The 24482-nt window shown below is 49.2% G+C and carries 27 protein-coding genes and 1 pseudogene; all 28 read left to right on the top strand.

The window, feature by feature from the left end; genetic code table 11:
- Window positions 1-420: 420 nt before the first annotated feature.
- The 28 genes and pseudogenes from tet(W) to FYJ60_RS12785 all read left to right on the top strand — a co-directional run bounded on the left by tet(W) (window position 421) and on the right by FYJ60_RS12785 (window position 24439).
- Window positions 421-2340: a tetracycline resistance ribosomal protection protein Tet(W) gene (gene tet(W), locus FYJ60_RS10875; protein ID WP_002586627.1), complete on the top strand. Its 1920-nt coding sequence runs from the start codon at window positions 421-423 to the stop codon at window positions 2338-2340.
- A gap of 50 nt (window positions 2341-2390) precedes the next feature.
- The gene (locus FYJ60_RS10870) at window positions 2391-3158 is read left to right on the top strand and encodes a class I SAM-dependent methyltransferase (RefSeq protein WP_002586626.1); all 768 of its coding nucleotides are present in this window, start codon (window positions 2391-2393) and stop codon (window positions 3156-3158) included.
- Window positions 3159-3329: 171 nt separating this feature from the next.
- Window positions 3330-3752: a sigma-70 RNA polymerase sigma factor region 4 domain-containing protein gene (locus tag FYJ60_RS10865; protein ID WP_002586616.1), complete on the top strand. Its 423-nt coding sequence runs from the start codon at window positions 3330-3332 to the stop codon at window positions 3750-3752.
- Entirely contained in the window at window positions 3745-3957 is a 213-nt protein-coding gene (locus FYJ60_RS10860; protein ID WP_002586615.1) for a helix-turn-helix domain-containing protein, read from the top strand. Before FYJ60_RS10865 ends, FYJ60_RS10860 begins: the two co-directional genes overlap by 8 nt.
- Window positions 3958-4454: 497 nt before the next feature.
- Window positions 4455-4853, top strand: coding sequence for a plasmid mobilization protein (locus FYJ60_RS10850; protein WP_002596229.1), 399 nt, complete (start codon window positions 4455-4457; stop codon window positions 4851-4853).
- Window positions 4825-6450 (top strand): relaxase/mobilization nuclease domain-containing protein, encoded by a 1626-nt coding sequence (locus tag FYJ60_RS10845; RefSeq protein WP_154458699.1) that lies wholly within the window; start codon window positions 4825-4827, stop codon window positions 6448-6450. Before FYJ60_RS10850 ends, FYJ60_RS10845 begins: the two co-directional genes overlap by 29 nt.
- The gene (locus tag FYJ60_RS10840; protein WP_004452819.1) at window positions 6440-6826 is read left to right on the top strand and encodes a cysteine-rich VLP domain-containing protein; all 387 of its coding nucleotides are present in this window, start codon (window positions 6440-6442) and stop codon (window positions 6824-6826) included. The genes FYJ60_RS10845 and FYJ60_RS10840 overlap by 11 nt, the downstream gene beginning before the upstream one ends.
- A 112-nt stretch (window positions 6827-6938) precedes the next feature.
- The gene (locus FYJ60_RS10830) at window positions 6939-7691 is read left to right on the top strand and encodes a phage replisome organizer N-terminal domain-containing protein (RefSeq protein ID WP_074754406.1); all 753 of its coding nucleotides are present in this window, start codon (window positions 6939-6941) and stop codon (window positions 7689-7691) included.
- Window positions 7688-8530 (top strand): ATP-binding protein, encoded by an 843-nt coding sequence (locus FYJ60_RS10825; protein WP_074754404.1) that lies wholly within the window; start codon window positions 7688-7690, stop codon window positions 8528-8530. The genes FYJ60_RS10830 and FYJ60_RS10825 overlap by 4 nt, the downstream gene beginning before the upstream one ends.
- A 14-nt stretch (window positions 8531-8544) precedes the next feature.
- Window positions 8545-8733, top strand: a complete 189-nt coding sequence (locus FYJ60_RS10820; protein ID WP_020995296.1) for a transposon-encoded TnpW family protein — start codon at window positions 8545-8547, stop codon at window positions 8731-8733.
- 111 nt (window positions 8734-8844) lie between these two features.
- A complete protein-coding gene (locus FYJ60_RS10815; RefSeq protein WP_074754402.1) occupies window positions 8845-10464 on the top strand; it encodes a recombinase family protein in 1620 nt (539 codons plus the stop codon).
- Between the two features lie 20 nt (window positions 10465-10484).
- On the top strand, window positions 10485-10646 hold the full coding sequence (locus tag FYJ60_RS12940) for a Maff2 family mobile element protein (protein ID WP_154458698.1): 162 nt from the start codon (window positions 10485-10487) through the stop codon (window positions 10644-10646).
- Window positions 10647-10727: 81 nt separating this feature from the next.
- On the top strand, window positions 10728-11453 hold the full coding sequence (locus tag FYJ60_RS10805; protein ID WP_235903399.1) for a VirB6/TrbL-like conjugal transfer protein, CD1112 family: 726 nt from the start codon (window positions 10728-10730) through the stop codon (window positions 11451-11453).
- 257 nt (window positions 11454-11710) lie between these two features.
- The gene (gene istA / locus FYJ60_RS10800; protein WP_205839073.1) at window positions 11711-13033 is read left to right on the top strand and encodes an IS21 family transposase; all 1323 of its coding nucleotides are present in this window, start codon (window positions 11711-11713) and stop codon (window positions 13031-13033) included.
- Window positions 13026-13832, top strand: coding sequence for an ATP-binding protein (locus FYJ60_RS10795; protein WP_205839072.1), 807 nt, complete (start codon window positions 13026-13028; stop codon window positions 13830-13832). Before istA ends, FYJ60_RS10795 begins: the two co-directional genes overlap by 8 nt.
- An 87-nt stretch (window positions 13833-13919) precedes the next feature.
- Complete coding sequence (locus FYJ60_RS10790; protein WP_154458695.1) at window positions 13920-14402, top strand: hypothetical protein; 483 nt, start codon at window positions 13920-13922, stop codon at window positions 14400-14402.
- Between the two features lie 151 nt (window positions 14403-14553).
- On the top strand, window positions 14554-16338 hold the full coding sequence (locus tag FYJ60_RS10785) for a restriction endonuclease-like protein (RefSeq protein ID WP_205839071.1): 1785 nt from the start codon (window positions 14554-14556) through the stop codon (window positions 16336-16338).
- Window positions 16339-16864: 526 nt separating this feature from the next.
- On the top strand, window positions 16865-17446 hold the full coding sequence (gene kwaA, locus FYJ60_RS10780; RefSeq protein WP_330579194.1) for an anti-phage protein KwaA: 582 nt from the start codon (window positions 16865-16867) through the stop codon (window positions 17444-17446).
- Window positions 17443-18381 (top strand): DUF4868 domain-containing protein, encoded by a 939-nt coding sequence (locus FYJ60_RS10775; protein WP_154458692.1) that lies wholly within the window; start codon window positions 17443-17445, stop codon window positions 18379-18381. The genes kwaA and FYJ60_RS10775 overlap by 4 nt, the downstream gene beginning before the upstream one ends.
- A 22-nt stretch (window positions 18382-18403) precedes the next feature.
- Window positions 18404-19006: an SGNH/GDSL hydrolase family protein gene (locus tag FYJ60_RS12695; protein WP_235903398.1), complete on the top strand. Its 603-nt coding sequence runs from the start codon at window positions 18404-18406 to the stop codon at window positions 19004-19006.
- Window positions 19007-19038: 32 nt separating this feature from the next.
- Window positions 19039-19983, top strand: coding sequence for a helix-turn-helix transcriptional regulator (locus FYJ60_RS12690; RefSeq protein WP_235903397.1), 945 nt, complete (start codon window positions 19039-19041; stop codon window positions 19981-19983).
- 71 nt (window positions 19984-20054) lie between these two features.
- A complete protein-coding gene (locus FYJ60_RS10765) occupies window positions 20055-21305 on the top strand; it encodes a hypothetical protein (RefSeq protein WP_154458691.1) in 1251 nt (416 codons plus the stop codon).
- 28 nt (window positions 21306-21333) lie between these two features.
- Entirely contained in the window at window positions 21334-22104 is a 771-nt protein-coding gene (gene yaaA, locus FYJ60_RS10760; RefSeq protein ID WP_154458690.1) for a peroxide stress protein YaaA, read from the top strand.
- Between the two features lie 6 nt (window positions 22105-22110).
- Window positions 22111-22359, top strand: a complete 249-nt coding sequence (locus FYJ60_RS10755) for a Smr/MutS family protein (RefSeq protein WP_154458689.1) — start codon at window positions 22111-22113, stop codon at window positions 22357-22359.
- Window positions 22360-22374: 15 nt separating this feature from the next.
- Window positions 22375-22785 (top strand): peptide deformylase, encoded by a 411-nt coding sequence (locus tag FYJ60_RS10750; RefSeq protein ID WP_154458688.1) that lies wholly within the window; start codon window positions 22375-22377, stop codon window positions 22783-22785.
- Window positions 22782-23195 (top strand): annotated as a pseudogene (locus FYJ60_RS12880) (DUF523 domain-containing protein); the annotation flags it as partial. The gene FYJ60_RS10750 and the pseudogene FYJ60_RS12880, both read left to right, overlap by 4 nt.
- A complete protein-coding gene (locus tag FYJ60_RS12875; RefSeq protein ID WP_456298079.1) occupies window positions 23196-23681 on the top strand; it encodes an N-acetyltransferase family protein in 486 nt (161 codons plus the stop codon).
- Entirely contained in the window at window positions 23678-24439 is a 762-nt protein-coding gene (locus FYJ60_RS12785; RefSeq protein ID WP_330579193.1) for a rhodanese-like domain-containing protein, read from the top strand. The genes FYJ60_RS12875 and FYJ60_RS12785 overlap by 4 nt, the downstream gene beginning before the upstream one ends.
- The last annotated feature ends 43 nt before the right edge of the window (window positions 24440-24482 follow it).

Raw genomic sequence — 24482 nt, 5'->3', positions numbered from 1 at the left:
CCAACCAAACACCACAGCAGACAGCAGAAAACATTCTGAACGCTAGGAAGCCGGTATGATTGTTACATATAAGGGGAAGAAAAATTTCTTTTAGGTACTTGCTTTCCTAAAACTGATGTGATACAATGATTTAATCCAGAAAAGGAGTAAAAAATATGCGGCATGGTATTCTTAAATAAAACTATAATCAAATAGTGGGAACAAAGGATTATGATAGCTCCTTTTGTAGGGGCTTAGTTTTTTGTACCCAATTTAAGAATACTTTTGCCTTATCAATTTTGACATATCCCCAAAAACAGCAATCACAAACAGGTGTATGCTGTATATGTGTATGTCCGCAACTTATAATCCCCAGTGGTAAAAGTATTTTACTGCTGGGGATTTTTATGCCCTTTGGGGCTGTAAAGGGAGGACAATCACATGAAAATAATCAATATTGGAATTCTTGCCCATGTAGACGCTGGAAAGACGACCTTGACGGAGAGCCTGCTATATGCCAGCGGAGCCATTTCAGAACCGGGGAGCGTCGAAAAAGGGACAACGAGGACGGACACCATGTTTTTGGAGCGGCAGCGTGGGATTACCATTCAAGCGGCAGTCACTTCCTTCCAGTGGCACAGATGTAAAGTTAACATTGTGGATACGCCCGGCCACATGGATTTTTTGGCGGAGGTGTACCGCTCTTTGGCTGTTTTAGATGGGGCCATCTTGGTGATCTCCGCTAAAGATGGCGTGCAGGCCCAGACCCGTATTCTGTTCCATGCCCTGCGGAAAATGAACATTCCCACCGTTATCTTTATCAACAAGATCGACCAGGCTGGCGTTGATTTGCAGAGCGTGGTTCAGTCTGTTCGGGATAAGCTCTCCGCCGATATTATCATCAAGCAGACGGTGTCGCTGTCCCCGGAAATAGTCCTGGAGGAAAATACCGACATAGAAGCATGGGATGCGGTCATCGAAAATAACGATGAATTATTGGAAAAGTATATCGCAGGAGAACCAATCAGCCGGGAAAAACTTGCGCGGGAGGAACAGCAGCGGGTTCAAGACGCCTCCCTGTTCCCAGTCTATCATGGCAGCGCCAAAAATGGCCTTGGCATTCAACCGTTGATGGATGCGGTGACAGGGCTGTTCCAACCGATTGGGGAACAGGGGGGCGCCGCCCTATGCGGCAGCGTTTTCAAGGTTGAGTACACCGATTGCGGCCAGCGGCGTGTCTATCTACGGTTATACAGCGGAACGCTGCGCCTGCGGGATACGGTGGCCCTGGCCGGGAGAGAAAAGCTGAAAATCACAGAGATGCGTATTCCATCCAAAGGGGAAATTGTTCGGACAGACACCGCTTATCAGGGTGAAATTGTTATCCTTCCCAGCGACAGCGTGAGGTTAAACGATGTATTAGGGGACCAAACCCGGCTCCCTCGTAAAAGGTGGCGCGAGGACCCCCTCCCCATGCTGCGGACGACGATTGCGCCGAAAACGGCAGCGCAAAGAGAACGGCTGCTGGACGCTCTTACGCAACTTGCGGATACTGACCCGCTTTTGCGTTGCGAAGTGGATTCCATCACCCATGAGATCATTCTTTCTTTTTTGGGCCGGGTGCAGTTGGAGGTTGTTTCCGCTTTGCTGTCGGAAAAATACAAGCTTGAAACAGTGGTAAAGGAACCCTCCGTCATTTATATGGAGCGGCCGCTCAAAGCAGCCAGCCACACCATCCATATCGAGGTGCCGCCCAACCCGTTTTGGGCATCCATAGGACTGTCTGTTACACCACTCTCGCTTGGCTCCGGTGTACAATACGAGAGCCGGGTTTCGCTGGGATACTTGAACCAGAGTTTTCAAAACGCTGTCAGGGATGGTATCCGTTACGGGCTGGAGCAGGGCTTGTTCGGCTGGAACGTAACGGACTGTAAGATTTGCTTTGAATACGGGCTTTATTACAGTCCGGTCAGCACGCCGGCGGACTTCCGCTCATTGGCCCCGATTGTATTGGAACAGGCATTGAAGGAATCGGGGACGCAGCTGCTGGAACCTTATCTCTCCTTCATCCTCTATGCGCCCCAGGAATACCTTTCCAGGGCTTATCATGATGCACCGAAATACTGTGCCACCATCGAAACGGCCCAGGTAAAAAAGGATGAAGTTGTCTTTACTGGCGAGATTCCCGCCCGCTGTATACAGGCATACCGTACTGATCTGGCCTTTTACACCAACGGGCGGAGCGTATGCCTTACAGAGCTGAAAGGATATCAGGCCGCTGTCGGTCAGCCGGTCATCCAGCCCCGCCGTCCAAACAGCCGCCTGGACAAGGTGCGCCATATGTTTCAGAAGGTAATGTAAAGATACATAATCGTCAAGACGGCAACAATCAGAAGTTATGGAGGGTAACAATGGAATATAGTAAGGAAGATTTAATGGAAGCAAAAAAGCAAATTTGGGGAGTGGGAGAGAACATGGGAACAGAGGAAAGTAAAAAAATCTGGGAGGAGAACGCACAATTTTGGGATAATGCAATGGGTGACGAATCTAATGAATTTCACAGAGAGGTAGTGCGTCCCAAAGTAACGGAACTTCTATCTCCTAATCCTGCGGATTACATTTTGGATATTGCGTGTGGCAATGGAAATTATTCTTCGTATCTTGCACAAAGAGGCGCTTCGGTTGTCGCTTTTGATTACAGCAAAAAAATGATAGAATTGGCTAAAAGACGGCAATCACAATATGCAAAACAAATTGAATTTTGTGTGGCGGATGCGACCGATAGAAAAAGTATATTAGAATTAAAAAGAAATCGAGCCTTTACGAAAGCAGTTTCTAATATGGCAATTATGGATATTACGGATATTGAACCACTTCTTATGGCTGTTTATGAACTGTTGCAGGAAAGCGGAATTTTTGTCTTTGCAACGCAACACCCTTGTTTTGTCACGTTGACTGAAAAATATATGACACCGCACAGTTACTATGATATAGCGATTGAAGGGCAACCGAAAGAGCAGATTTATTATCATCGTTCCATACAAGATATTTTTAACCTTTGTTTTAGAGCTGGATTTGTCATTGATGGATTTTATGAAGAATGTTTTAAAACCAACAAAGAAATTCCTATGGTAATGATAGTAAGGCTTAAGAAGGTAAAACGTGATAGCTTAAAATAAATTCAAGTTTGTCGGGTAAATAGCAAACCCAGCCGAGCCAGTCAACGGTCAAGATGAACGGCGCATATGCGCAGCCGTTGACAGCCCCGCCCGCCTTTGCTGGTAGGCAATCAAGGGGCGACAGCAAGAAGTGCCACCGCCCCGCACTATTATTCAGAAAGGGGAATTTCCATGACCGACCAGATAGCCTATCAAGAATATATCCAGCGCAGGTACAACGCCTTTTGCAAGACTGTTATCCGCTGTGCCGCCTTGGACAAGATTTTGAAGCTTAAACGGCAATGGGAACGGCAAGTTTCCCTTGACTATCTGATGAACGAGAAGTTTGTCCAGTTTGCCGCGTCGGAGCCGGACGAGGAATACCCATTTACCGTCTGCGGTCAGACCGTCCTGCTCTGCAACGCCGCCCTTGCCGACGCGATCTCTGTTTTGCCGGAGCAGACGCGGGAAGAAATCCTGCGCTATTACTTTCTGCGCCAGCCGCAGCGCGTGATCGGCGCGTGTATTGGCCGGTCACGCAGCACAGCGGGGCGGCATATCCAGCTTGCCTTGCAGCGGCTACGCGAAGAAATGGGGGTGAGCCGGTATGAGTAGACTTCTCCCCTATGAAACAATCCTCAAAGCCCGTGAGGGCGACCCAGAAGCCGTGAACGCTGTCCTGCTCCACTACGCCGGATATATCCGCTATTTCTCAAAAGTGAACGGGCAGGTCAACGCCGAGGTGGAGGACTATGTAAAGCAGCGGTTAATTGACTGTCAATTCAAGTTCCGGCTTGACGAACCACCGGACAAGTCATAAAAACTGAATACCAGCCGCCACCGACGCGGCCAGCGAAAGCAGTAAGTCTTGAAAAAGATTTACTGCTTTTTTTGTTGTCCGGCTCCGCTCCCGGCCATTTTGCCCCCTGCCGGTTGTAGTAGTAAGCGAGGAGGGAATTTTTCTGCCCTGGTGTTTGGCATTTGGAGCATTTACCCGTAGTAGAGGGCAAAGAGAAAGGATTTCTCCAACACCGGGTAGAAACCACTGCGTCCGGTGTCATTTTAGCGAAAGCGGGCAGGAATGCCCTTTACAGGATTAGTAGTAGCAGAAAAAGAGAAACAAACTTTTGTGGTTGCAGTTTTCCAAAAAAGTGGCGGACGGAAGTGAGAGAAAGTTTGCAGTCACGGAGAGCAAGTTTCTACCACGGTGCCAAAATCCGCAATTCTGCAGTTTTGCCCCTCGCGGGAAACTTGTTGGGGAGTGCCTTCCCCAAACCCTGCTCATGCGCCCTTACGGGCGAGAAAGGAGGTCACACCATGCGAAAGAAATACAACACGCCCCACCGCAGCCGCGTTGTGAAAACCCGGCTGTCCGAAGATGAGTATGCCGACTTCACAGCGCGGCTTGCGCCCTATGGTATCAGCCAGTCCGAATTTCTCCGGCAGGCGATACGGCGGGCGACCATACGCCCGGTTGTCCATGTGTCGTCGGTCAATGACGAGTTGCTTTCCGCTGTCGGGAAGCTGACAGCCGAGTACGGCAGGATCGGCGGCAACCTCAATCAGATTGCCCGGTATCTGAACGAATACGGCGTACCCTACAACACCCTTTCCGGCGAGGTACGCGCCGCCATATCCGACCTTGCCGTCCTCAAGTATGAAGTCCTCAAGAAAGTAGGTGACGCGGTTGGCAACACTCAAGCATATCAACTCTAAAAACGCCGACTACGGAGCCGCCGAGCAATATCTTCTCTTTGAGCATGACGAGTTTACCATGAAGCCCGTCCTTGATGAAACCGGCAGGCTTATCCCCCGCGAGGACTACCGGCTGTCCACGCTGAACTGCGACGGGGAGGATTTTGCCGTTGCGTGTATGCGGGCCAATCTCCGCTATCAGAAAAACCAGCGGCGGGAAGATGTGAAAAGCCACCACTACATCATCAGCTTTGACCCGCGGGACGGGCCGGACAACGGCCTGACCGTAGACCGGGCGCAGGCGTTGGGGGAACAATTCTGTAAAGAGCATTTTCCCGGCCACCAGGCCCTTGTCTGCACCCACCCGGACGGGCATAACCACAGCGGCAACATTCATGTGCATATCGTCATAAACAGCCTGCGGATTGAGGAAGTGCCGTTCCTGCCCTACATGGACAGGCCGGCCGATACGAAAGTCGGCTGCAAGCACCGATGTACCGACGCTGCCCTGCGCTACTTCAAATCCGAAGTCATGGAGATGTGCCACCGGGAGGGGCTTTATCAAATCGACCTCTTGAACGGCAGCAAGAACCGCGTCACCGACCGGGAGTATTGGGCGCAGAAAAAGGGACAGGCCGCGCTGGACAAGCAGAACGCCCCCATGATTGCCGATAGTATCACGCCCCGGCAGACCAAGTTTGAAACGAACAAGGAAAAGCTGCGGCAGACCATACGGAAAGCCCTTGCCACCGCCGCCAGCTTTGACGAGTTTTCCTCTCTGCTGCTGCGGGAGGGTGTGACCGTCAAGGAGAGCCGGGGGCGGCTGTCCTATCTCACGCCGGACAGGACAAAGCCCATCACCGCCCGGAAGCTGGGCGACGATTTTGACCGCACCGCCGTCCTTGCCGTTTTGGAGCAGAATGCCGCCAGAGCCATAGAAAAGGCCGCAGCCATACCTGAATACCCCTGGCAGGAGAAACGCGGCATACAGCCCGCAAAAGCCCCTCAAACCGCCCCCAAACAGGACGGAGTGCAGCGGCTTGTGGACATTGAGCAGAAAATGGCCGAGGGCAAAGGCCGGGGCTATGAACGCTGGGCGAAGATACACAATCTGAAGCAGGCCGCCAAAACGCTGTCCGTCTACCAGCAGTACGGCTTTACTTCCCCGGAGCAGTTAGAAGCCGCCGTTGATACCGCCTATGCGGAAATGCGCCAGACCAGCGGCGAACTGAAAGCACTGGAAACCAAGCTGCAAGGGAAAAAGGAGTTGCAGCGGCAGGTGTTGGCCTACGCCCAGACCAAGCCCGCCCGCGACGGGTTGAAAGCGCAGAAATCCGAGAAAGCCCGCGCCGCATACCGGCAGGCCCATGAGAGCGATTTTATCATAGCCGACGCAGCCGCCCGGTATTTCAAGGCGCATGGCATTACCAAGCTGCCCGCCCGGAAAGCGTTGCAGGCCGAGATCGAGCAGCTTATCTCCGAGAAAGACGGCCTGTATAACACCTATCACGAACAGAAGCAGCGGTTCAAGGAGTTGCAGACCGTCAAGCGGAATATCAACCAGATTTTGCGCCGGGACGAGCCGCACCGCAGAAAGGAGCAGAGCCATGAGCGATAACCTGCCCCGCATGGACTACCGCCAGCACCGGCGGGCGCGGCGGCTGGTACATGAGTGCTGTAACTACGACGAGGGGAACTGCCTGCTGTTAGACGACGGGGAGCCTTGCGTGTGCGTCCAGAGCATTTCCCTTTCCCTCATGTGCCGCTGGTTCCGTGTGGCTGTCCTGCCCCTTGACGGGGAGCTGTCCGCAGCCCTCTTATACCGGGGGAGCCGGAAACGGTGTGCCGTCTGCGGAGCGGCCTTTGTCCCCAAATCCAACCGGGGGAAATACTGCCCCGACTGCGCCGGGCGCATGAAGAAAATCCGCGCCGCCGAGAGAAAGCGGAAACAAAGGCAGAGATGTCACGCTTTAGAGCCTTTCAAACCCGCATAAATCAAGGCTTTTTTCGTGGGTGTCAAAGGGTACGCGATACATTTATCCTTTTCCCCCGGAAACGGCGTTCTAAATGCGTACAAACACCCCAAATCCACCCAAAGGAGGAACCATGTCAGACAACCGAAAATACTACTACCTCAAGCTGAAAGAGAATTACTTTGACGAGGACGCCATTGTGCTGCTGGAAAGTATGCAGGACGGTATCCTCTATTCCAACATCCTCTTGAAACTGTACCTGAAATCGCTGAAAAACGGCGGGAAGTTGCAGCTTGATGAAAATATCCCCTACACCGCGCAGATGATTGCCACCATTACCCGTCAGCAAGTCGGCACCGTAGAACGGGCCTTGCAGATTTTTATGAAGCTGGGGCTTGTGGAGCCGTTACAGAACGGCGCACTGTATATGAGCAACATTGAACTACTGATCGGCCAATCCTCTACCGAGGGGGAGCGAAAACGGCGGGCAAGGCTGGCTTTGCAGGAGCAGAAAGCCTTGCCAAAGGCCGGGGCGGACAAATGTCCACCATATCAAGCGGACATTTGTCCACCAGAGATAGAGATAGAGAAAGAGATAGAAAAAGAGAGAGAGCGAGAGTTAGATACGGGACAACCCGCCCGCGCCGCCTATGGCCGGTATGAAAATGTTTTTCTTTCGCAATCGGAACTGGACGGGCTGAAAGCAGACCTGCCCGGCAAATGGGACTATTACATTGACCGGCTATCCTGCCATATCGCGTCCAGCGGCAAGCGATACAAGAGCCATGCCGCCACCATCTACAAATGGGCGCAGGAGGACGCAACTAAGAAAGCCCCGAAAAAGGGCATACCAGACTACTCATGCAAGGAGGGCGAGAGTTTATGAAGAACGAAATCAACGCTGTTTTGGAGAATATGACGGCCACCACCCCGGAGCCGGAGGACTACACCGGCGAGGACGGTTTGCTGTACTGCGGCAAGTGCCGCAAGCCGAAAGAAGCCTATTTTGCGCCGGATAAGGCCGCTATCTTCGGGCGCGACCGCCACCCGGCAGAGTGCGACTGCCAGAAAACCGCCCGCGAGGAACGGGAAGCCGCCGAAAAGCGGCGCAGGCACCTTGACACCGTGGAAGAACTGAAACGCCGGGGCTTTACCGACCCCGCCATGCGGGACTGGACTTTCGAGAATGACAACGGCAGGAACCCGCAGGCCGGGCTTGCCCGCCGGTATGTGGAGCATTGGGAGGATATGCGGACAGACAATATCGGCTGCCTGTTCTGGGGCGGCGTAGGAACCGGGAAAAGCTACCTTGCGGGCTGTATCGCAAACGCCCTCATGGAGAAAGAAATCCCCGTCCACATGACGAACTTTGCCCTGATCCTCAATGACCTTGCCGCCAGCTTTGAGGGGCGCAACGAGTACATTTCCCGCCTTTGCCGCTATCCGCTGCTGATCCTTGACGACTTTGGCATGGAACGCGGCACCGACTACGGGCTGGAACAGGTTTTCAATGTGATTGACAGCCGTTACCGCAGCGGCAAGCCGCTGATCGTCACGACCAACCTCACGCTGGACGACCTGCGAAACCCGGAGGACACCGCCCATTCCCGGATTTATGACCGGCTGCTTTCCATGTGCGTCCCGGTACGCTTTACCGGCGACAACTTCCGGCAGGAAACCGCCAAGCGGAAAATGGAGAGCATGAAGAAACTGATTACCGACTGAAAGGAGTATTGCCTATGGCAGATAACAAGCAGCACGACACCCGCACCGCCCGCCGCCCCGACTGCGTGACGGAAATCCGCATGGGCAATTCCGTCCTTGTCGTGTCCGGCTATTTCAAGAAAGATACCACGACCACCGCCGCCGACAAAATGGCGCGGGTACTGGAAGCGGAAGCCGCTGCTACGCAAAAACCGGCAATTTGACCGACTGTAAAGAAGCAAATTTAACGCTTTTGCCGCTGTACAGCCCCCGCTGTTCCGTGGTACAATGAAACCACGGAATAGTGGGGCTGGCTGTCGGAAACGGAGGATTTTATGTTAAGACAAGCCACCCAAAACCTCATTACCGCCCTTTATCCGAGATTGTCCCATGAGGACGAGCTGCAAGGCGAGAGTAATTCCATATCGAACCAAAAAAGGATACTCGAAACCTACGCAAAACAGAACGGCTTTACCAATCTGCGCTGGTACACCGACGACGGTTATTCCGGCGCGAACTTCCAGCGGCCCGGATTTCAAGCCATGCTTGCGGACATTGAAGCCGGGAAAGTTGGTACGGTCATTGTCAAGGACATGAGCCGGTTAGGGCGAAACTACTTGCAGGTAGGGTTTTACACGGAAATGCTGTTCCCTCAAAAGGGCGTGCGTTTTATCGCTGTCAACGACAATGTGGACAGCGCAAACGGCGGCATGGACAATGATTTTACCCCTCTGCGAAATCTGTTCAACGAATGGCTGGTGAGAGATACGAGCAAGAAAATCAAGGCAGTTAAAAGAGCAAAAGGCATGAGCGGCAAGCCCGTTACCAGCAAGCCGGTGTATGGCTACCTCATGGACGAGGACGAGAACTATATCGTTGACGAGGAAACCGCGCCGGTTGTCCAGCAGATTTACCAGCTTTGCCTTGCGGGGAACGGCCCGACCAAGATTGCCCGTATGCTGACGGAACAGCAAATCCCCACGCCGGGGACGCTGGAATACCGCAGGACAGGCAGCACACGCCGCTACCACCCCGGCTATGAGTGTAAATGGGCGACGAACACCGTCGTTCATATCCTCGAAAACCGGGAGTACACCGGCTGTCTGGTAAACTTCAAGACGGAAAAGCCCTCTTACAAGACCAAGCACAGCGTAGAAAATCCCATTGAGAAGCAGGCCATTTTTGAGAACCACCATGAGCCGATTATTGACACGGAAACATGGGAGCGTGTGCAGGAGTTACGCAAGCAGCGCAAACGCCCGAACCGCTATGACGAAGTGGGGCTGTTCTCTGGTATGCTGTTCTGCGCCGACTGCGGCCATGTGATGTACCAGCAGCGGTATCAGAACAAGAACCGCAAGCAGGACTGTTACATCTGCGGCAGCTACAAGAAGCGCACCCGCGACTGTACGGCGCACTTTATCCGCACCGACCTGCTGACCGCCGGTGTCCTCTCCAATCTCCGGCAAGTGACGGAGTATGCTGCCAGGCACGAGAGCCGTTTTGTAAAGCTGCTGATCCAGCAGAACGAAATCGGCGGCAAGAGAAAGACCGCCGCAGCCACCAAGCAGCTTGAACAGGCGCAGGAGCGGATTGCCGAAGTGAGCCGCATTATCAAGCGGCTGTATGAGGACAATGTGAACGGCAAAATCAGCGACGAGCGTTTCATGGAACTGTCGGCAGACTATGAGCAGGAGCAGCGGGAACTGAAAGACCGCACCGCCGCATTGCAGGCGGAACTGGACAAGTCGCAGGCGGCCACCGTTAACGCCGAGAAATTCATGGGGATTGTCCGCAAGCACCTTGCCTTTGAGGAATTGACACCCACCCTCTTGCGGGAAATGATTGAGAAAATCGTCGTGCATGAGTGCAGCTATGACGAGAACGGCACCCGCAGGCAGGACATTGAGATTTATTACAGCTTTGTCGGCAAAATTGACTTGCCCGAAGCCTAACGCCCGACCTATCCGACACAATGGCCAAGTGCCGGATAGGAACGGCAAAATTTTTTACACTTCTATTACTTCTTTATCGCACATCAGCAAAGTCCCAGGAGATGAAGCAGCTGATGGCAGGCGGCGGTGTCGCCCTCATCGGAATCACTCTGGTTCCTCTGCTTTCCGGTCTGTTCGGCTGATCATTCCGGACGGCAGGCGCAAACCGGCCGGGCGGGCACATCCTGCCCGGTCCATTCTTTGGAAGGAGGTAATTTTTACCTTTGGATGCTATCTTGACGCAGATCGCGGATTGGCTCAAGGGGCTGCTCATAGACGGGATCATGAGCAATCTCTCCGGGATGTTCGATTCCGTCAACCAGCAGGTGTCGGACGTGGCGACGCAGGTGGGGACTACCCCGGCGAACTTCTCACCCGGAGTATTCGGTCTTGTGAGGAATGTCTCGGAATCGGTGATTATTCCCATTGCGGGCCTGATCCTCACGTTCATCGCCTGCTATGAGCTGATCCAGCTGATCATCGATCACAACAACCTTGCAAACTTTGAGACATGGATATTCTTCAAATGGGTATTCAAGACGTTCGTGGCAGTCATGCTGATCACGAACACATTCAACTTTACGATGGCGATCTTTGATGTCGCCCAGCATGTGATAAATGCCAGCGCCGGCATTATCGGCGGCAATACCGCTATTGATGCCTCGGCACTGGAATCCATAGAGGAGACGCTGAAAGAGATGGAACTCGGACCGCTCTTCGGGCTGTTCTTGCAGTCCTTCGTGGTGCAGCTGTGTTTCCTGATCCTGTTGGTCCTGATCTTCGTCATCGTCTACGGACGAATGATCGAGATCTATCTCATGGCTATCTTAGTGATTTTCTGTCTGTCATCGAATCCAGGGAGTGGGATGACAGCGGAAAAGTCATTACAGATCAGATCGCTCAGTATGAAGGCGGTATTCCGGATAACCTGTATATTATCGGTACCGTGAACATGGATGAGACTACATTCCCGTTCAGCAAGAAGGTACTGGACCGAGCGAATACAATCGAGTTCAGTTATGTAGATCTCCTTCCCGGATTTGATGCGCTTGACCCTGATACAGAACCGTTGTTAGCATCGGGCTTTTTTAGCCAATAAAATCATCGGATTAAATCAGCCACTGATCATCGGATTAAAAAAGCCATTGCCAGTCTTCCGGGTTCTGACTAAGCTAGTGAATGACCAATGCACCAGCTGACAGAATCAATGAACAAGGAAGATATGAATGGCAATGACCTTCAGACAATCATAACACACGGCCTCAACCAAATAAAAGAGAAGATGGGGCCGGATTTTGATATCAGAAAGGTCAATCTCGCTGAGATGCAACGCATTACGGGAGTTTCCCGGGCAAAGCTGCGGCGTCTCAAGAAAAACAACTTTATAGTCAGTCCCCATGGACGGACAGGCCAGAAGGCAGACAGAACGGTCCTTACTGGTTTCACTGAAACAATCGACAACCTGCTGCGGCAGAACGTTACAAATGCTCAGGTGATTTACGACCGTCTGAAGGAAAAGTCTTATGCCGGAGGCATCACGCAGGTACGCGTTTATATCGAGGCACACAGAAGTCTGATTCCACCAAAAAGGCAGTTGGTTTCTCCGCAGGGCAATCGCGGGCGACGGTATTCCACCCCGGCCGGCGAAAGTTATCAGATGGACTGGGGCTTTATTGATGTAGAGACCAATGCTGACGACACGTACCGGCTTGCCTGCTTTGTCATGGTCTGCCATCACTGCGGCATGTGTTACATCGAGTTCTTTACCAATGCCCGACAGGAGAATCTGTTTATTGGTATGCTGCATGCTTTCCAGATGATGGGCATTCCCAGATACATTCTTACAGATAACATGAAGAGCATTGTGATCAGGCGCGCATCTGACGGAAGTCCGATCTGGCAGAAGGATTACGAGCGTTTCATGAACACGGTGGGGTTCGAGACAAAACTCTGTAAACCCAGACATCCTTTTACAAAAGGCGCCTCTGAGAGGCTGGTACGCTTTGTGAAGGAAAACTTCCTTCCGGGAAGGATCTTCACAGAACTGACAGATCTCAACTATCAGGCAGATCACTGGTGTCTGGAACAGAACAATCGGTATCATCAGTCCCACGACTGTGTTCCGTTTCAGATGCACGGAAAAGAATGCAGCCAGAAAACAACCCGGCTGGAGCTTACTGATGAGATTCGTCTCTATCTGGCTCCGGAAAGAGCGATCTCCTTCGATGGCTTTGTTGCTTATGAAGGGCGGAGGTTTGGTGTACCTTACGGATATGAGCAGAAAATCTGCCGCGTTATGCGCGATGGCTATACGCTTTACATCTACGATCAAAAAATGCAGTATGAACTCACGCATCATAATGTAACGTGGAGCAGAAAAGATTCATTCTGCGCAGATCAATATCCGAAGCCTGAGCCCGAAGAAGAACCTACCGCGTCTGTGAAAGCAGGCATTCATCAGAAGGAATCCTCAGACCATGATCCATGGTTCGATCAGTTCAATCTGGAGGAGGGCAGATGGCATGAATAAAGATGCAGCCCCTCTCTTCAGAGAAATCGGAGTTATGGCAAAAGACCTCAAACTGGACGCAACTACCGAAGAGATCGCCTGCTTTGCGCAGGATAACAATCTCAGCTATGATAATGTTTATTATATCCATAAACTCTTTCAGCTTATGGATGAGAAAAAGCGCAGGCACATCGTTGAGATGATGTTGAATCTGAGCCGGCTTCCGATGAAACATCCGTGTACGTTTGATAACTTCGATTTCACACGTTTCCACGGACACGAGGCAGATGAACTTGAAAATCTTCAGACGTTGACAATGCTGGAAGCCCGGCAAAATCTTCTCCTCGTCGGCCCGCAGGGTGTTGGCAAAACCCATCTGGCTATGGCTATCGGCTACAAATGCTGTGAAAAAGGGCTTAAGACGCATTTCCTTAAGGCATCTGAGTTGAATGATAAGTTTACGGCCGCCTTGCAGGACGGACAGCGCGAAAAGATAATCCGTCGTCTTGTGAAACCGACGTGTCTGATCATCGACGAATTCGGTTATTGTGATTTCGACAAGGAAAACACACGCCTTTTCTTCGATGTAGTAGATCGCAGGTATAGCAAAGATGTGCCTAATACAATGATCCTTACCAGCAATGTAGAGCCAGATAAATGGATTGATTTTTTCTCAGATAAAGAAGCACTGAAAAGTGCCATGGATCGATTCTTTGATCAATGCCTTGTTATCTCCCTGCACGGAAACAGCTATCGGGGTTCAGGTCGGAGAAAAATAGAAATCCATGTCGGAGATCAACTAACAGCAATGAATAACTGATCAGAAAGGAGTTCCTGGTGCATTGGCTTTTTTTATCCGATACTGATTGGTTGTTTTAATCCGATGTTAATTGGTGATTTTCACCCGATGGTAACACCGTTACGTTTTCAGAATGATTTCCTCAGTACGGAATATCTGGTGCTTGCGACAGATTGTGAAAAAGAGAAAGATTTTGTGATTCAGGTTTGCGATGAACTGCAGAAGGTAAACGCTATTTTAAGAAAAGCGAACGCCTATGTGGGATATCGTGTTCGAGATGAGATCGTATTCTATATGCTGAACAATAAGAATGCCGAGAATTTGCTTACCTATGAACAGGCATTTGATAATGAGATCATGCAGAAGATTCTGCCGCGCATCCAGGGGAGTGCAACCGCAATCAAAGATCTGCTGATCGAGTTGTTTAAATACTGCATGGGAAACTATTCCGGACTAGACACGGAAAGCGGCAACGCAGGAAAACAGATGCAGACGCTGGCTGATTCCGCAAAGTATCCGGAGAGTGCAAAAAAGATCGGGTACATGATGACGAGGTATGAAGAGGATGGCTTCACTTCCTACTGGCTCTGATAGATTATTGGAGATCCGCACCGAAATTATTGATGTTGTAATCAAATCAAAAGGGAAGCAGACCGCTAGTGTTTGGCAAAAAATGACCGGTTCTTCTTCCCTTAAGGTCGTTGCGCGAAATCTCGAACAAGTCAGCATACCGACTCTGGAAATGACTGAGCAATACGTGGACCACAGGGGAATCTCAGTTCATGATTACCAGATAAAGCCGTTATTCTTTGAACAGACCGATTACATCATTACGATTCAGGCGAGAGACCGTCAGGCACTGGAATTCCACAGCAACAGTGGCCTGATTGAAGAGCGAGTGAGCCGGGTTCTGGACGACAACCCTTTTCTTCTATCCGGTGTTATCAATTTTGGGAACAGTGTGGGGTTCGCGGATCTGAGTATCTTTGCAGATGGCAAAGAAGTACTATCTGTAAGACTTGAGGTCTATCCGACGAAGATCTCCTATAAAGACGATTATCAGGAGATGATGGCTGACATTAATAATATGGTCAGCGAAAGTGTCCTTGATTTTATGAAAAAGACCTACCAGGTATTCGTCCCGGATCATAAACGGAATGATGTCCCGGCAGTGTTCTTTACAATTTTGCAGGCAATTTATGATAAATATCTGCGGGCAGCAAAGAGGATTCTTGCCGTTCCGCATCACAAGTTAATGACGGAGCATGAAGTGCTGCCTCACTATAAGGCAGCCCGTATAGACACGAGTTCTGCAAAGTGGCTGCAGAAGCATCCGGAGCAGGTCCGCCGTGCCGATGTCGGCATTCAGGCTGAAAAGGTCCTCGCACTCCGAAAGCAGATCACATATGACACACAGGAAAACCGCCTCGTCAAATTCATGCTGAAGGCGACCGTGCGAAGAATTGATGATTTCACACGAAGATATATCCAGAGTCGACAGCAGCCCGATGAGCAGGTACTTGCCGGTGCGTCGAAAATGTCGCGGGAACTTCAGCGGCTTCTCGGGGCGTCATGGCTTTCGGAAGTGTCCGATTACAGTGCATCTAAAAGCATGTCTCTGGTTTTTGGGATGGCTCCGGGATATCGGGAACTGTATAAATACTATCTGATGCTTCAGAACGGGATCTCGGTTGGAGGAGATATCTTCCATATGTCCGTCAGAGACACTGCTCAGTTATATGAATACTGGTGCTTCATCAAACTATACGATATTCTTCGGAATCACTATACATTGAAATCGCCGGATATCATCAAGGTTGACCGCAGAGGTGTCACGATCGATCTTGTGAAAGGAAAGCTCTCCAGGGTAACCTTCCTGAATACAAAAACCGGTGAGCGCATTTATCTGGCTTACAATCCGTCAGAGATTGCAACACAGACCGTGAGTCAGAGGCCGGATAATGTTCTGGAGCTTGAAAAGAAGGGATCCGGATCAGCATATAAATATGTGTTCGATGTCAAGTATCGTATCGAAATGAACCCGGATGGGCAATTCTATCCGGACTCCAGGCCGGGGCCCAAAGTGGATGACATTAATACCATGCATCGATATCGTGATGCTATTGTTTATGAAAATCCAGAATCACGTTTTACCTTCGAAAAGACCATGTTCGGAGCATATATTCTTTTCCCGTATGCGGATGAGGAAGAATATAAAGATCATCGTTTTTATAAGAGCATAGAAACAGTCAATATCGGAGGACTGCCCTTTCTTCTGTCAGCCACGTCACTGGTCACGGATCTGCTGGAAGAACTCGTCTCTGATTCACCTGAATCAGCATTTGAACGGGCATCTCTGCCGGCAGGCATCGAAGAACGGTTGAAATCCGTTGATTGGGATAAGCGCGAGGTCCTGATCGGATTTGTTCCTGACGATATGCATCGAAAGCTGTTCCTGAATAATCGTATGTATTTCACTCGTAGATTTGATACAATAAATCTGCCTGTTCGTTATGTTGCACTTTAAGAAAAAGGGACTGGAATCGGATGGTATGGGGAAGTTGTCGGATGGGAGCATACTCCGCGAAGGATGCTGCCGGGACGAAGTTCCCATGGCAAAGATAAATACCATGTGTTCAGAGTCCTTAAGTGGCATGCCTTCGAAACACCAATCAGTGTGTCAGAATATGGGCCGAATCCGATTGCCTATACAAACTATTTCCTGCTATCAAACAGTTCGACATATTCGGAACTTCTTCTTAAGAGTGAGGCGGATTATCGCTTCTTCACAGAACTGAAGCGAAGGACAGATGAAGCCGTGATCGAACAGTCTGACGAGGCAACGGCCTTCGAATTCGGTTCAGCGAAAGTGTTGTTTGATCGGTCGAAGATATGTGTTTTTGTGGATGATAAACAGGTCGATATGTGTACGGTGCAGGAGTTTTCAAAGCATCCGAATGCAACATTCAGGCGATTACAGAAATATGCAGATTTAGGAAAAAGGTTATTTCACAAATAGTAGGGGGAAAGAATTGATTAAAAGGCTCAAAAGAATGTTAATGATTCAATCTCTCAGTCCACTGGCTTTATTGACAATCATTCGAAATTTTTCGTTTACTTTACCGGTGAATGAGTTTCAGTCTTTAGACGAGATGATTGTGGCTTTTATCAAGGATAATAGAATTTTAATTGTGGTAATGATTCTCTGCCTGATTTGGATAATTGCGGCAATGTTTTCTTACTTTTCTTTTTCTGCTTTTAGGTGGACAGATAAAAAAAGGGGATTTGAAATTAAGAATGTGCATGAAGAAGAAGACGCAAGTTTAAATTTCTTCATGACGATGATAATACCATTGTTGATCGATGATGTTTATACTCCGCAAGGTGCGCTAACATTTGCAATTATAGTGGTACTTATGTGTGCACTTCTCGAGAAGACGAAATTGTTTTATGCGAATCCGGTTTTATCGCTTCTAGGTTACCGTATTTATACGTTTTCTTTTGTGGAGAATTCAACATATGGTGAAAAAACTTGTATAGGCATAGTACAGGGTAAGTTGAAAGATCATCCTGGGAGTATTGAGTTCAAATCAATTGACGGAAATGTTCTATATGTTAAGGAGATAACCAGATGACAAAGGCTGAAATGCAGGAATACATCAGAAGCATCATTTCTGCAGAAGTGGAAAATGGATTTGAAATATTTGCATGTCTTAAGGAAGACAGCAGTTATAACTTGAAGTATTTACGCGCCACAGATGATCTCATTAATAATACAGAAAGTAAAATTCTTACTGCGCTCGAGCAAAATTTTTTGCCGGAAGATGTGGAATATGATACATCTGACAATATAGCTGATAATAAAAAGGCCTTATATGAAGTTCAACAAGACGAAGTATATCATCCGTTTGACTTCTTACAGGGCTATCAAGAGGTTGTAGAACGCTTCACGGATGCAGATCGAAAAAACTTATCTGGCTTTTTCTTTAGGGTCAATCTTAATGAGAATTACTTTTGGATTTATCAACATGTCTATTCTGTATCCAGAATAGATCGGAGCAAACATGTTTTTGCAATCCTCGCCAAAGATACATACAAAGAAATAAAGGGAGATATTCTTCAAATAGATACAAGAGCTGATTTGATTATAATTGGTACCAGCATAATCACTTCAAAGGTGGATTTGCTACAAAGAAGTTTTGCTTTTGAAAGCTATATAAGAGCGGGCGCTCAGAAGACCATTGGTATTATTGAGGAGTTAGACATAGTTCGGGGTCTGGAAAAGTTTTTTGCGCTTGAAAGCAAACAGAAACTGACAAATGCCAAAAAACTTTTAAAGGCGAGAAATTCCTCGGTACTAACTATGGATCGAAAAACTCTTCTTGAGCGTTTAAAGACTCATTCAAGATACTCTGTTATGTTTGCATTTGAGGATGATCATGTAGTAATTAATTCACAAAAAGATGCGGCTGCGTTTATAAAAATGCTTAACGATGATATTGTACGATCGGAGTTGACAGGGCAGGAATATGACAGCCCGAGCAAATCCGCATTAGAACCACAGGAATAAACATTAGTGTAGGGAGAATATAATGCGTATCCTAATGCTTGGCAACAGCTTTACATTTGCTAATGATATGCCTGCCATGCTGGCGGAACTGACCTGCGCGGAGGTCGTACATCACACCCGCGGTGGAGCCCGTCTGGCAGAGCAGCTCAATCCGAAGACAAAGACCGGCGCTAAAACGCAGGCCGCTCTGGAAAACGAATTCTGGGATTACGTAGTCCTGCAGGAAATGAGCAATGGTCCGGTCACTTCGCGGAATTCCTTCCTGAAGAATGCCGGACGGCTCTGTGCCTGGATCAGAGAAGAAGGTGCCACTCCTCTTCTATTTGCTACCTGGGCTTATCAGAAAGACAGCCAGGCCATGGCAGAGATGGATATAAGCTATGACGAGATGGTGCAGGGCCTGCACGATGCCTATCGCGAAGTCGCCGACCAGAACGATGCGCTGATCGCGGAGGTTGGGCAGAAATTCTATGAACTGGCTGATTCTCAGGATCTGTATGCAGAGGATGGCCAGCATCCGAGCGAAACTGGGTCCCGTCTTGCAGCCGAGACCATTGCGGCCGTGATCCAGGCAGATCAGAAGGCAAAAAGGCGGCCACTACAATCGAGGTCGATCCGAACCTGAACTGGAATGACATCCGTCTGCGAGTCCTGTATATGTATCAGCTTCTTCTGCAGCATACCGACGCGGAGCATCAGCTGACGACTAACCAGATCCGGAACATTATGGAGAAGGAGCACGGTATCTCAATGCACCGGACAACTGTACCGGGCGATATAGAGATGCTGAAAGCGGCTGGCTTTGATGTTCACGCCAGACGTTCGCGCCAGAACAAATATTATCTGGAGAACAGCAACTTCGAGCTTCCGGAGCTGAAGATTCTGATCGACGCGGTGGAATCCTCCAAGTTCATCACGGAGAAAAAGAGCCGCCTGCTGGTGGAGAAACTTCTGAAGCTGACCAGCGAGGCCAGCGCGGCGAACCTCAAGAGAAACCTGCATACTTCCGGCCGGGTCAGATCCGCAAATGAAAAGGGCTACTACATCGTCGATGCTATCAATGAGGCGATCAATGCCGGAAAGCAGATCTCCTTCTACTACACCGACTTTGACGGCAGGAAAAAGCAGTTCCTGCGGAACGAAGGAAAGCCATATATTGTCAGTCCGTACACCATGATCTGGAACGGTGACTATTACTATCTGGTCGGATGGAACCATGAGCAGGAAGAGACCAGAACCTATCGTGTGGACAGGATCCTCAAAACACTGGATATTCTGAATGAAAACGCTCAGCCGGTGCCGGAGGATTTCGATGTAGCCCGTTATACACGGGAAGTCTTTTGCATGTACGACAACGAAGAGCCGCAGGAAGTAACTCTCCTCTGCGCAAACGAAGTCATGAAGGGTGTTCTGGACAAGTTCGGTATGGATATCACCGTCAAGAAGGCAGATCCGGAGCATTTTCGGACGAAAGTGAAGGTCTGTACCTCTCCCACTTTCTACAGTTGGGTGTTCCAGTGGGGAGGCAAGGTACGGATCGAAGGACCGGAGGAAGCGGTGACGGAGTATAGGGAGATGGCTCGGAAGGCGCTGAATTATTAGAAACAACGTGGTATCGCGACATGATTTGAATTTCAAAATTAATGATATAAAAGGAGCTGAAGATAGCTAAAATGGAATTATTTTCGAGAAAAGAGCTATCACAATATACTGCGGAGAGATATAAAGAACTTGAAAAAGAAATACAAGGCTTTTCGGATCAGCAGATTTGCACTTGTGATATAGAAGAGTGGGCTGATTATTTTCAATCAAAGTATTATATAGATCCCATAATACTATATGAGAGCAACATAGAACAAAGCATTTCAGAATCCGTATTAAAACAGTATAACACTTGGCATAGGATGGATCCTTATGAGCCAGAGTATTATAACGTGGACGGGTATAGTATCTCTTTTAAGATTCCGTTTGATGGAGATGCCAATTTACTATATTTGAAACCATCCACTTTTATCATGACCCGGTTTTCGGTTTCCTCTGTAACAGCGCCTCAAGGCGAAGAATTGGGGTCGCTTGTTATTGTCATAGAAAACACAAAAGATAATTTGAAAGTTCATTCAGATAATTTGGCTCAGTATGTGGCTGGACAGTTTGAAGGGCAATTTAAAAATTATCGCCAGATGATTAACTATGTTAATGCTGGAATTAAAGGTTACAATGATGGATTGCGTCAGAACATTATAGGTTTATTGAATAAGAGACGAGACAAGGCGAATGATTTTGCTGCTATTAGCAGAGCATTAAGTATTCCTCTGAAAAAAAGCAAAAATGCGCCAACATCCGCTCCTGTTCCATTGAAACGAGTCACGCGAAAGCCTGTTGAAAAACCTGGATTTCGTCAGCCGGAACCAGAATACTGTATTTCAAATGAAGATTATTCCAATATTTTGAATATTATTCATGGAGTATGCTCCTCCATGGAAGCAACTGCACGTACTTTTATTAAAAACGATGAAGAGGAGCTTAGAGATTTTATTATAACAACACTGGGGACACACTACGAAAATGCTGTCACTGGTGAAACGTTCCGGAAAATTGGAAAGACAGATATACATGTCATTTTCGAGAACAAGGCTGCTTTTATAGGTGAATGTAAGATTTGGCATGGAATCAAGAAGTTCTCAGAAGCACTTGATCAGTTGTTTGGGTATTCTACATGGAAAGATTTGAAAACCGCACTAATTGTTTTTAATAAGGATAACAAGGATTTTTTTTCTATCCGCAGAACGATAGAATGTTGGATACAGGAAAACACAAAGCAATTTAAGGTAAGGAAGGGCAATATGTGGGAGTGTATTCTTCATAGAGAAGATACCAATACAGATGTTGTGCTTTCTATTGCGGTATATGACATTTCGGTATGATAGAAGGTTTTGAAATAAAGGAACTGCTATGAGGATTATCATTTCCCCAGCCAAACAGATGCGGGTGGACACGGATTCCTTTGTCTGTACGGAGCTGCCGGTCTTCACGGATCGTGCAGAGGTCCTGAAGGACTGGATCCAGAGCCTCTCCTACGAGGAACAGAAAACACTCTGGGCCTGCAACGATAAGATCGCCCGGCAAAGCGCAGAGCGATTCGCACATATGGACCTCACGAAAAATCTGACGCCTGCTTTGCTGGCCTATGACGGCATCCAGTATACCTACATGGCACCGGTGGTATTTGAGGATGGCCAATTTGATTATGTGCAGGAACATCTGCGAATACTGTCCGGTTTTTATGGTGTGGTGAAACCTCTGGATGGCGCGGTTCCTTACCGTCTGGAAATGCAGGCGAAGGCAACGGTCGGCGGGCATAAGAATCTGTATGACTTCTGGGGCGATAGCCTGTATCAGGAAGTGATAGACGAAAGCCGGATCCTCATCAATCTGGCTTCGAAGGAATACTCGAAATGTATTGAGAAATATCTCCGGCCGGAAGACCGCTATATTACCTGTGTATTTGGTGAGCTCACGGGCGGCCGCGTGGTTCAGAAAGGCGTTTACGCTAAGATGGCCAGAGGTGAAATGGTCCGCTTCATGGCCGGTATTCATGCGGAGGATCCGGAGCAGATCAAAGAATTTAAGTGGAGCGGGTATCGTTTTGACGAAGACCGTTCTTCTGCTGACGAATATGTTTTTATCCGGACAGAAATATCTGGGAAGCCATCTCGGAGGTGAATACATTTGAGCGAAGCGTTTGTAAAGATAGACCTGCACGGCCTGCGGCAGGAGGAAGCGATGAAGGTCATCGATAAGGCCATAGCATCCGCGGGGCCGACGACCTACCAACTGCAGCTGATCCATGGATATAACAGAGGCACAAGCCTTCGGTCCATGATCTACGACTGGTGCCGATACGAGTCTAAGGTAAAGCGGATCATTCCCGGCGACAATCCCGGGATCACAGTGCTGATATTAAAGGAATTGTATTGAAGAGGGTGACTGTGAATGATCAAACCGATAGTAAAAGACGTATTCTTCCTCGGGCAGAAATCCGAGGCTGCCACAAAGCAGGATATGTCCGTCGGGCAGGATCTTATGGATACCCTGCGGGCCAATCAGGATCACTGTGTCGGCATGGCGGCAAACATGATCGGCGTAAAGAAAAAGATCATTATTGTGAACATGGGCATCATGAATGTCGTGATGTATAACCCGGTCATTGTGAAGAAGGATACACTGTATGAGACGGAGGAAGGCTGTTTGTCCCTGTCCGGCGTCCGGAAAACAACGCGGTATCAGAATATCGAGGTTGAATACTATGACAGCAGCTGGAAGAAACACCGGCAGTCCTATTCCGGCTGGACGGCACAGATCATTCAACATGAATGCGATCACCTTGCGGGGATTATCATATGAAGATCATGGTCAGCGCCTGTCTGGCAGGTGAGAACTGCAAGTATAACGGCGGCAATAACCGGAACAAGAAAGTCCTGCGGTTGATGGAGGAAAATGAAGTGATCACAGTCTGCCCGGAGCAGATGGGCGGACTTCCTACACCGCGTGTTCCGTCAGAGGTCAGGGATGGTGTGGTCACGGCCAGAGACGGCCGGATCGTGGATAAGGAATTTCGAGCTGGTGCCGCAAAGTGCCTGGAGATCGCCATCCGCGAGCGGTCGGACCTGGTCATCTTGCAGTCAAGAAGTCCAAGCTGCGGTGTGAAGCAGAGGTATGACGACACATTTACCGGAAAGCTGGTGGATGGAGCGGGCGTAACGGCGGAGCTTTTGATGGAGCACGGATTCCGGTGTTTGGATGTAGAGGATCTGGTGGAAATCCATGAAGGAATAGTGATACGAAAGCTGCAGCCTGAGGAAGTGGAGCTGTTGAAAGATTTCCTTTACGAGGCGATCTTCATTCCGGAAGGAGTCTCACCGCCGGCAAGGGATATTGTGGAACGTCCGGAGCTTCGGCTCTATTATGAAGGTTTTGGTAACGCCCCTGCGGATCATTGCCTTGCAGCTGAGATCGATGGTCATGTGGTTGGAGCTGTCTGGACGAGGATCATGAATGATTACGGGCATGTGGATGACGAAACTCCGTCATTTGCCATATCTCTCCTTCCGGAATACAGGAGGCAGGGAATCGGTACCAGGATGATGCGTGGGATGCTGGCTCTGCTGAAAGAACAAGGTTACAGACAGGCGTCGCTTGCTGTGCAGAAAGCGAACTATGCAGTCCGGATGTATAAGAATGTCGGATTTGAGATAACCAATGAAAATGACGAAGAATATATCATGGTGTGCAGATTATGAGAAGAAGTAATAGTATCAGCTGCGGACTGATCCTTTTTACACTCCTTGCTCTGCTGCTTACGGCCTGCTCCTCCGGCCCTCAGGTCATGGACGGCGAAGATATGGTCCGCAGTTATACGCAGATCTCACAGGATGAAGCAAAGAAGATGATGGAGCAGGACGGCACGCAGATCATCGTAGACGTGCGGATGCAGGAGGAATATGACTCCGGACATATCCCCGGCGCCATCTGTATTCCGAACGAGAGCATCGGGACGGAGCCGCCGGAGGAACTCCCGGACTTTGATCAGATTATTCTTATTTACTGCCGGAGCGGGAACCGCAGCAAGCAGGCGGCTCAGAAGCTTTTTGATATGGGTTATATCAATGTCTATGAGTTCGGCGGGATCAATGACTGGACCGGTGAAGTCGTTACGAAAGAACCGGATACAGATACTTCACAGGAAAGTGAGCCGGAAATGCAGATAACAGAGGAGAAAACAGACATGAAGCTGAAAATCGGAGACGCAGAAGTCCCGGTGATCTGGGAAGAAAATGATTCCGTAGATGCATTGCGGGAGATTGTCAAAGAAAAACCATTGACCATACAGATGTCCATGTATGGCGGCTTCGAGCAGGTCGGCCCGATCGGCCGGACGGGACGATCCGCCCGGAAAGTCTGGAGTGGGAAGACGGACAGGTCTGGGAGATCACGCGCACGATTCATGTCGCGGCTCCGGCAGACCATGAATTTGAAGGAATTCGCGACACGGTATTGATCGGTAGTGCGGAAAAATATATTTACCGGACCGGAAACAGGTG

The organism is Bilifractor porci, assembly GCF_009696005.1.
Lineage (GTDB): Bacteria > Bacillota > Clostridia > Lachnospirales > Lachnospiraceae > Bilifractor > Bilifractor porci.
The sequence above is the reverse complement of the archived record's forward strand: the minus strand, read 5'-3'. Positions and strand labels throughout refer to the sequence as shown.

Coding starts and splice junctions, on each gene's coding strand:
- FYJ60_RS10860 (WP_002586615.1), top strand. CDS start 3,745: ATGAGTAGACTTCTCCCCTATGAAACAATCCTCAAAGCCCGTGAGGGC.
- FYJ60_RS10825 (WP_074754404.1), top strand. CDS start 7,688: ATGAAGAACGAAATCAACGCTGTTTTGGAGAATATGACGGCCACCACC.
- FYJ60_RS10820 (WP_020995296.1), top strand. CDS start 8,545: ATGGCAGATAACAAGCAGCACGACACCCGCACCGCCCGCCGCCCCGAC.
- FYJ60_RS10775 (WP_154458692.1), top strand. CDS start 17,443: ATGACAAAGGCTGAAATGCAGGAATACATCAGAAGCATCATTTCTGCA.
- FYJ60_RS12695 (WP_235903398.1), top strand. CDS start 18,404: ATGCGTATCCTAATGCTTGGCAACAGCTTTACATTTGCTAATGATATG.
- FYJ60_RS10795 (WP_205839072.1), top strand. CDS start 13,026: ATGAATAAAGATGCAGCCCCTCTCTTCAGAGAAATCGGAGTTATGGCA.
- FYJ60_RS10840 (WP_004452819.1), top strand. CDS start 6,440: ATGAGCGATAACCTGCCCCGCATGGACTACCGCCAGCACCGGCGGGCG.
- FYJ60_RS10790 (WP_154458695.1), top strand. CDS start 13,920: ATGGTAACACCGTTACGTTTTCAGAATGATTTCCTCAGTACGGAATAT.
- FYJ60_RS12785 (WP_330579193.1), top strand. CDS start 23,678: ATGAGAAGAAGTAATAGTATCAGCTGCGGACTGATCCTTTTTACACTC.
- FYJ60_RS12940 (WP_154458698.1), top strand. CDS start 10,485: ATGGCCAAGTGCCGGATAGGAACGGCAAAATTTTTTACACTTCTATTA.
- FYJ60_RS10785 (WP_205839071.1), top strand. CDS start 14,554: ATGACTGAGCAATACGTGGACCACAGGGGAATCTCAGTTCATGATTAC.
- istA (WP_205839073.1), top strand. CDS start 11,711: ATGAACAAGGAAGATATGAATGGCAATGACCTTCAGACAATCATAACA.
- FYJ60_RS10850 (WP_002596229.1), top strand. CDS start 4,455: ATGCGAAAGAAATACAACACGCCCCACCGCAGCCGCGTTGTGAAAACC.
- FYJ60_RS10830 (WP_074754406.1), top strand. CDS start 6,939: ATGTCAGACAACCGAAAATACTACTACCTCAAGCTGAAAGAGAATTAC.
- FYJ60_RS10815 (WP_074754402.1), top strand. CDS start 8,845: ATGTTAAGACAAGCCACCCAAAACCTCATTACCGCCCTTTATCCGAGA.
- FYJ60_RS10750 (WP_154458688.1), top strand. CDS start 22,375: ATGATCAAACCGATAGTAAAAGACGTATTCTTCCTCGGGCAGAAATCC.
- FYJ60_RS12690 (WP_235903397.1), top strand. CDS start 19,039: ATGTATCAGCTTCTTCTGCAGCATACCGACGCGGAGCATCAGCTGACG.
- FYJ60_RS10765 (WP_154458691.1), top strand. CDS start 20,055: ATGGAATTATTTTCGAGAAAAGAGCTATCACAATATACTGCGGAGAGA.
- FYJ60_RS10870 (WP_002586626.1), top strand. CDS start 2,391: ATGGAATATAGTAAGGAAGATTTAATGGAAGCAAAAAAGCAAATTTGG.
- yaaA (WP_154458690.1), top strand. CDS start 21,334: ATGAGGATTATCATTTCCCCAGCCAAACAGATGCGGGTGGACACGGAT.
- kwaA (WP_330579194.1), top strand. CDS start 16,865: ATGTTAATGATTCAATCTCTCAGTCCACTGGCTTTATTGACAATCATT.
- FYJ60_RS10865 (WP_002586616.1), top strand. CDS start 3,330: ATGACCGACCAGATAGCCTATCAAGAATATATCCAGCGCAGGTACAAC.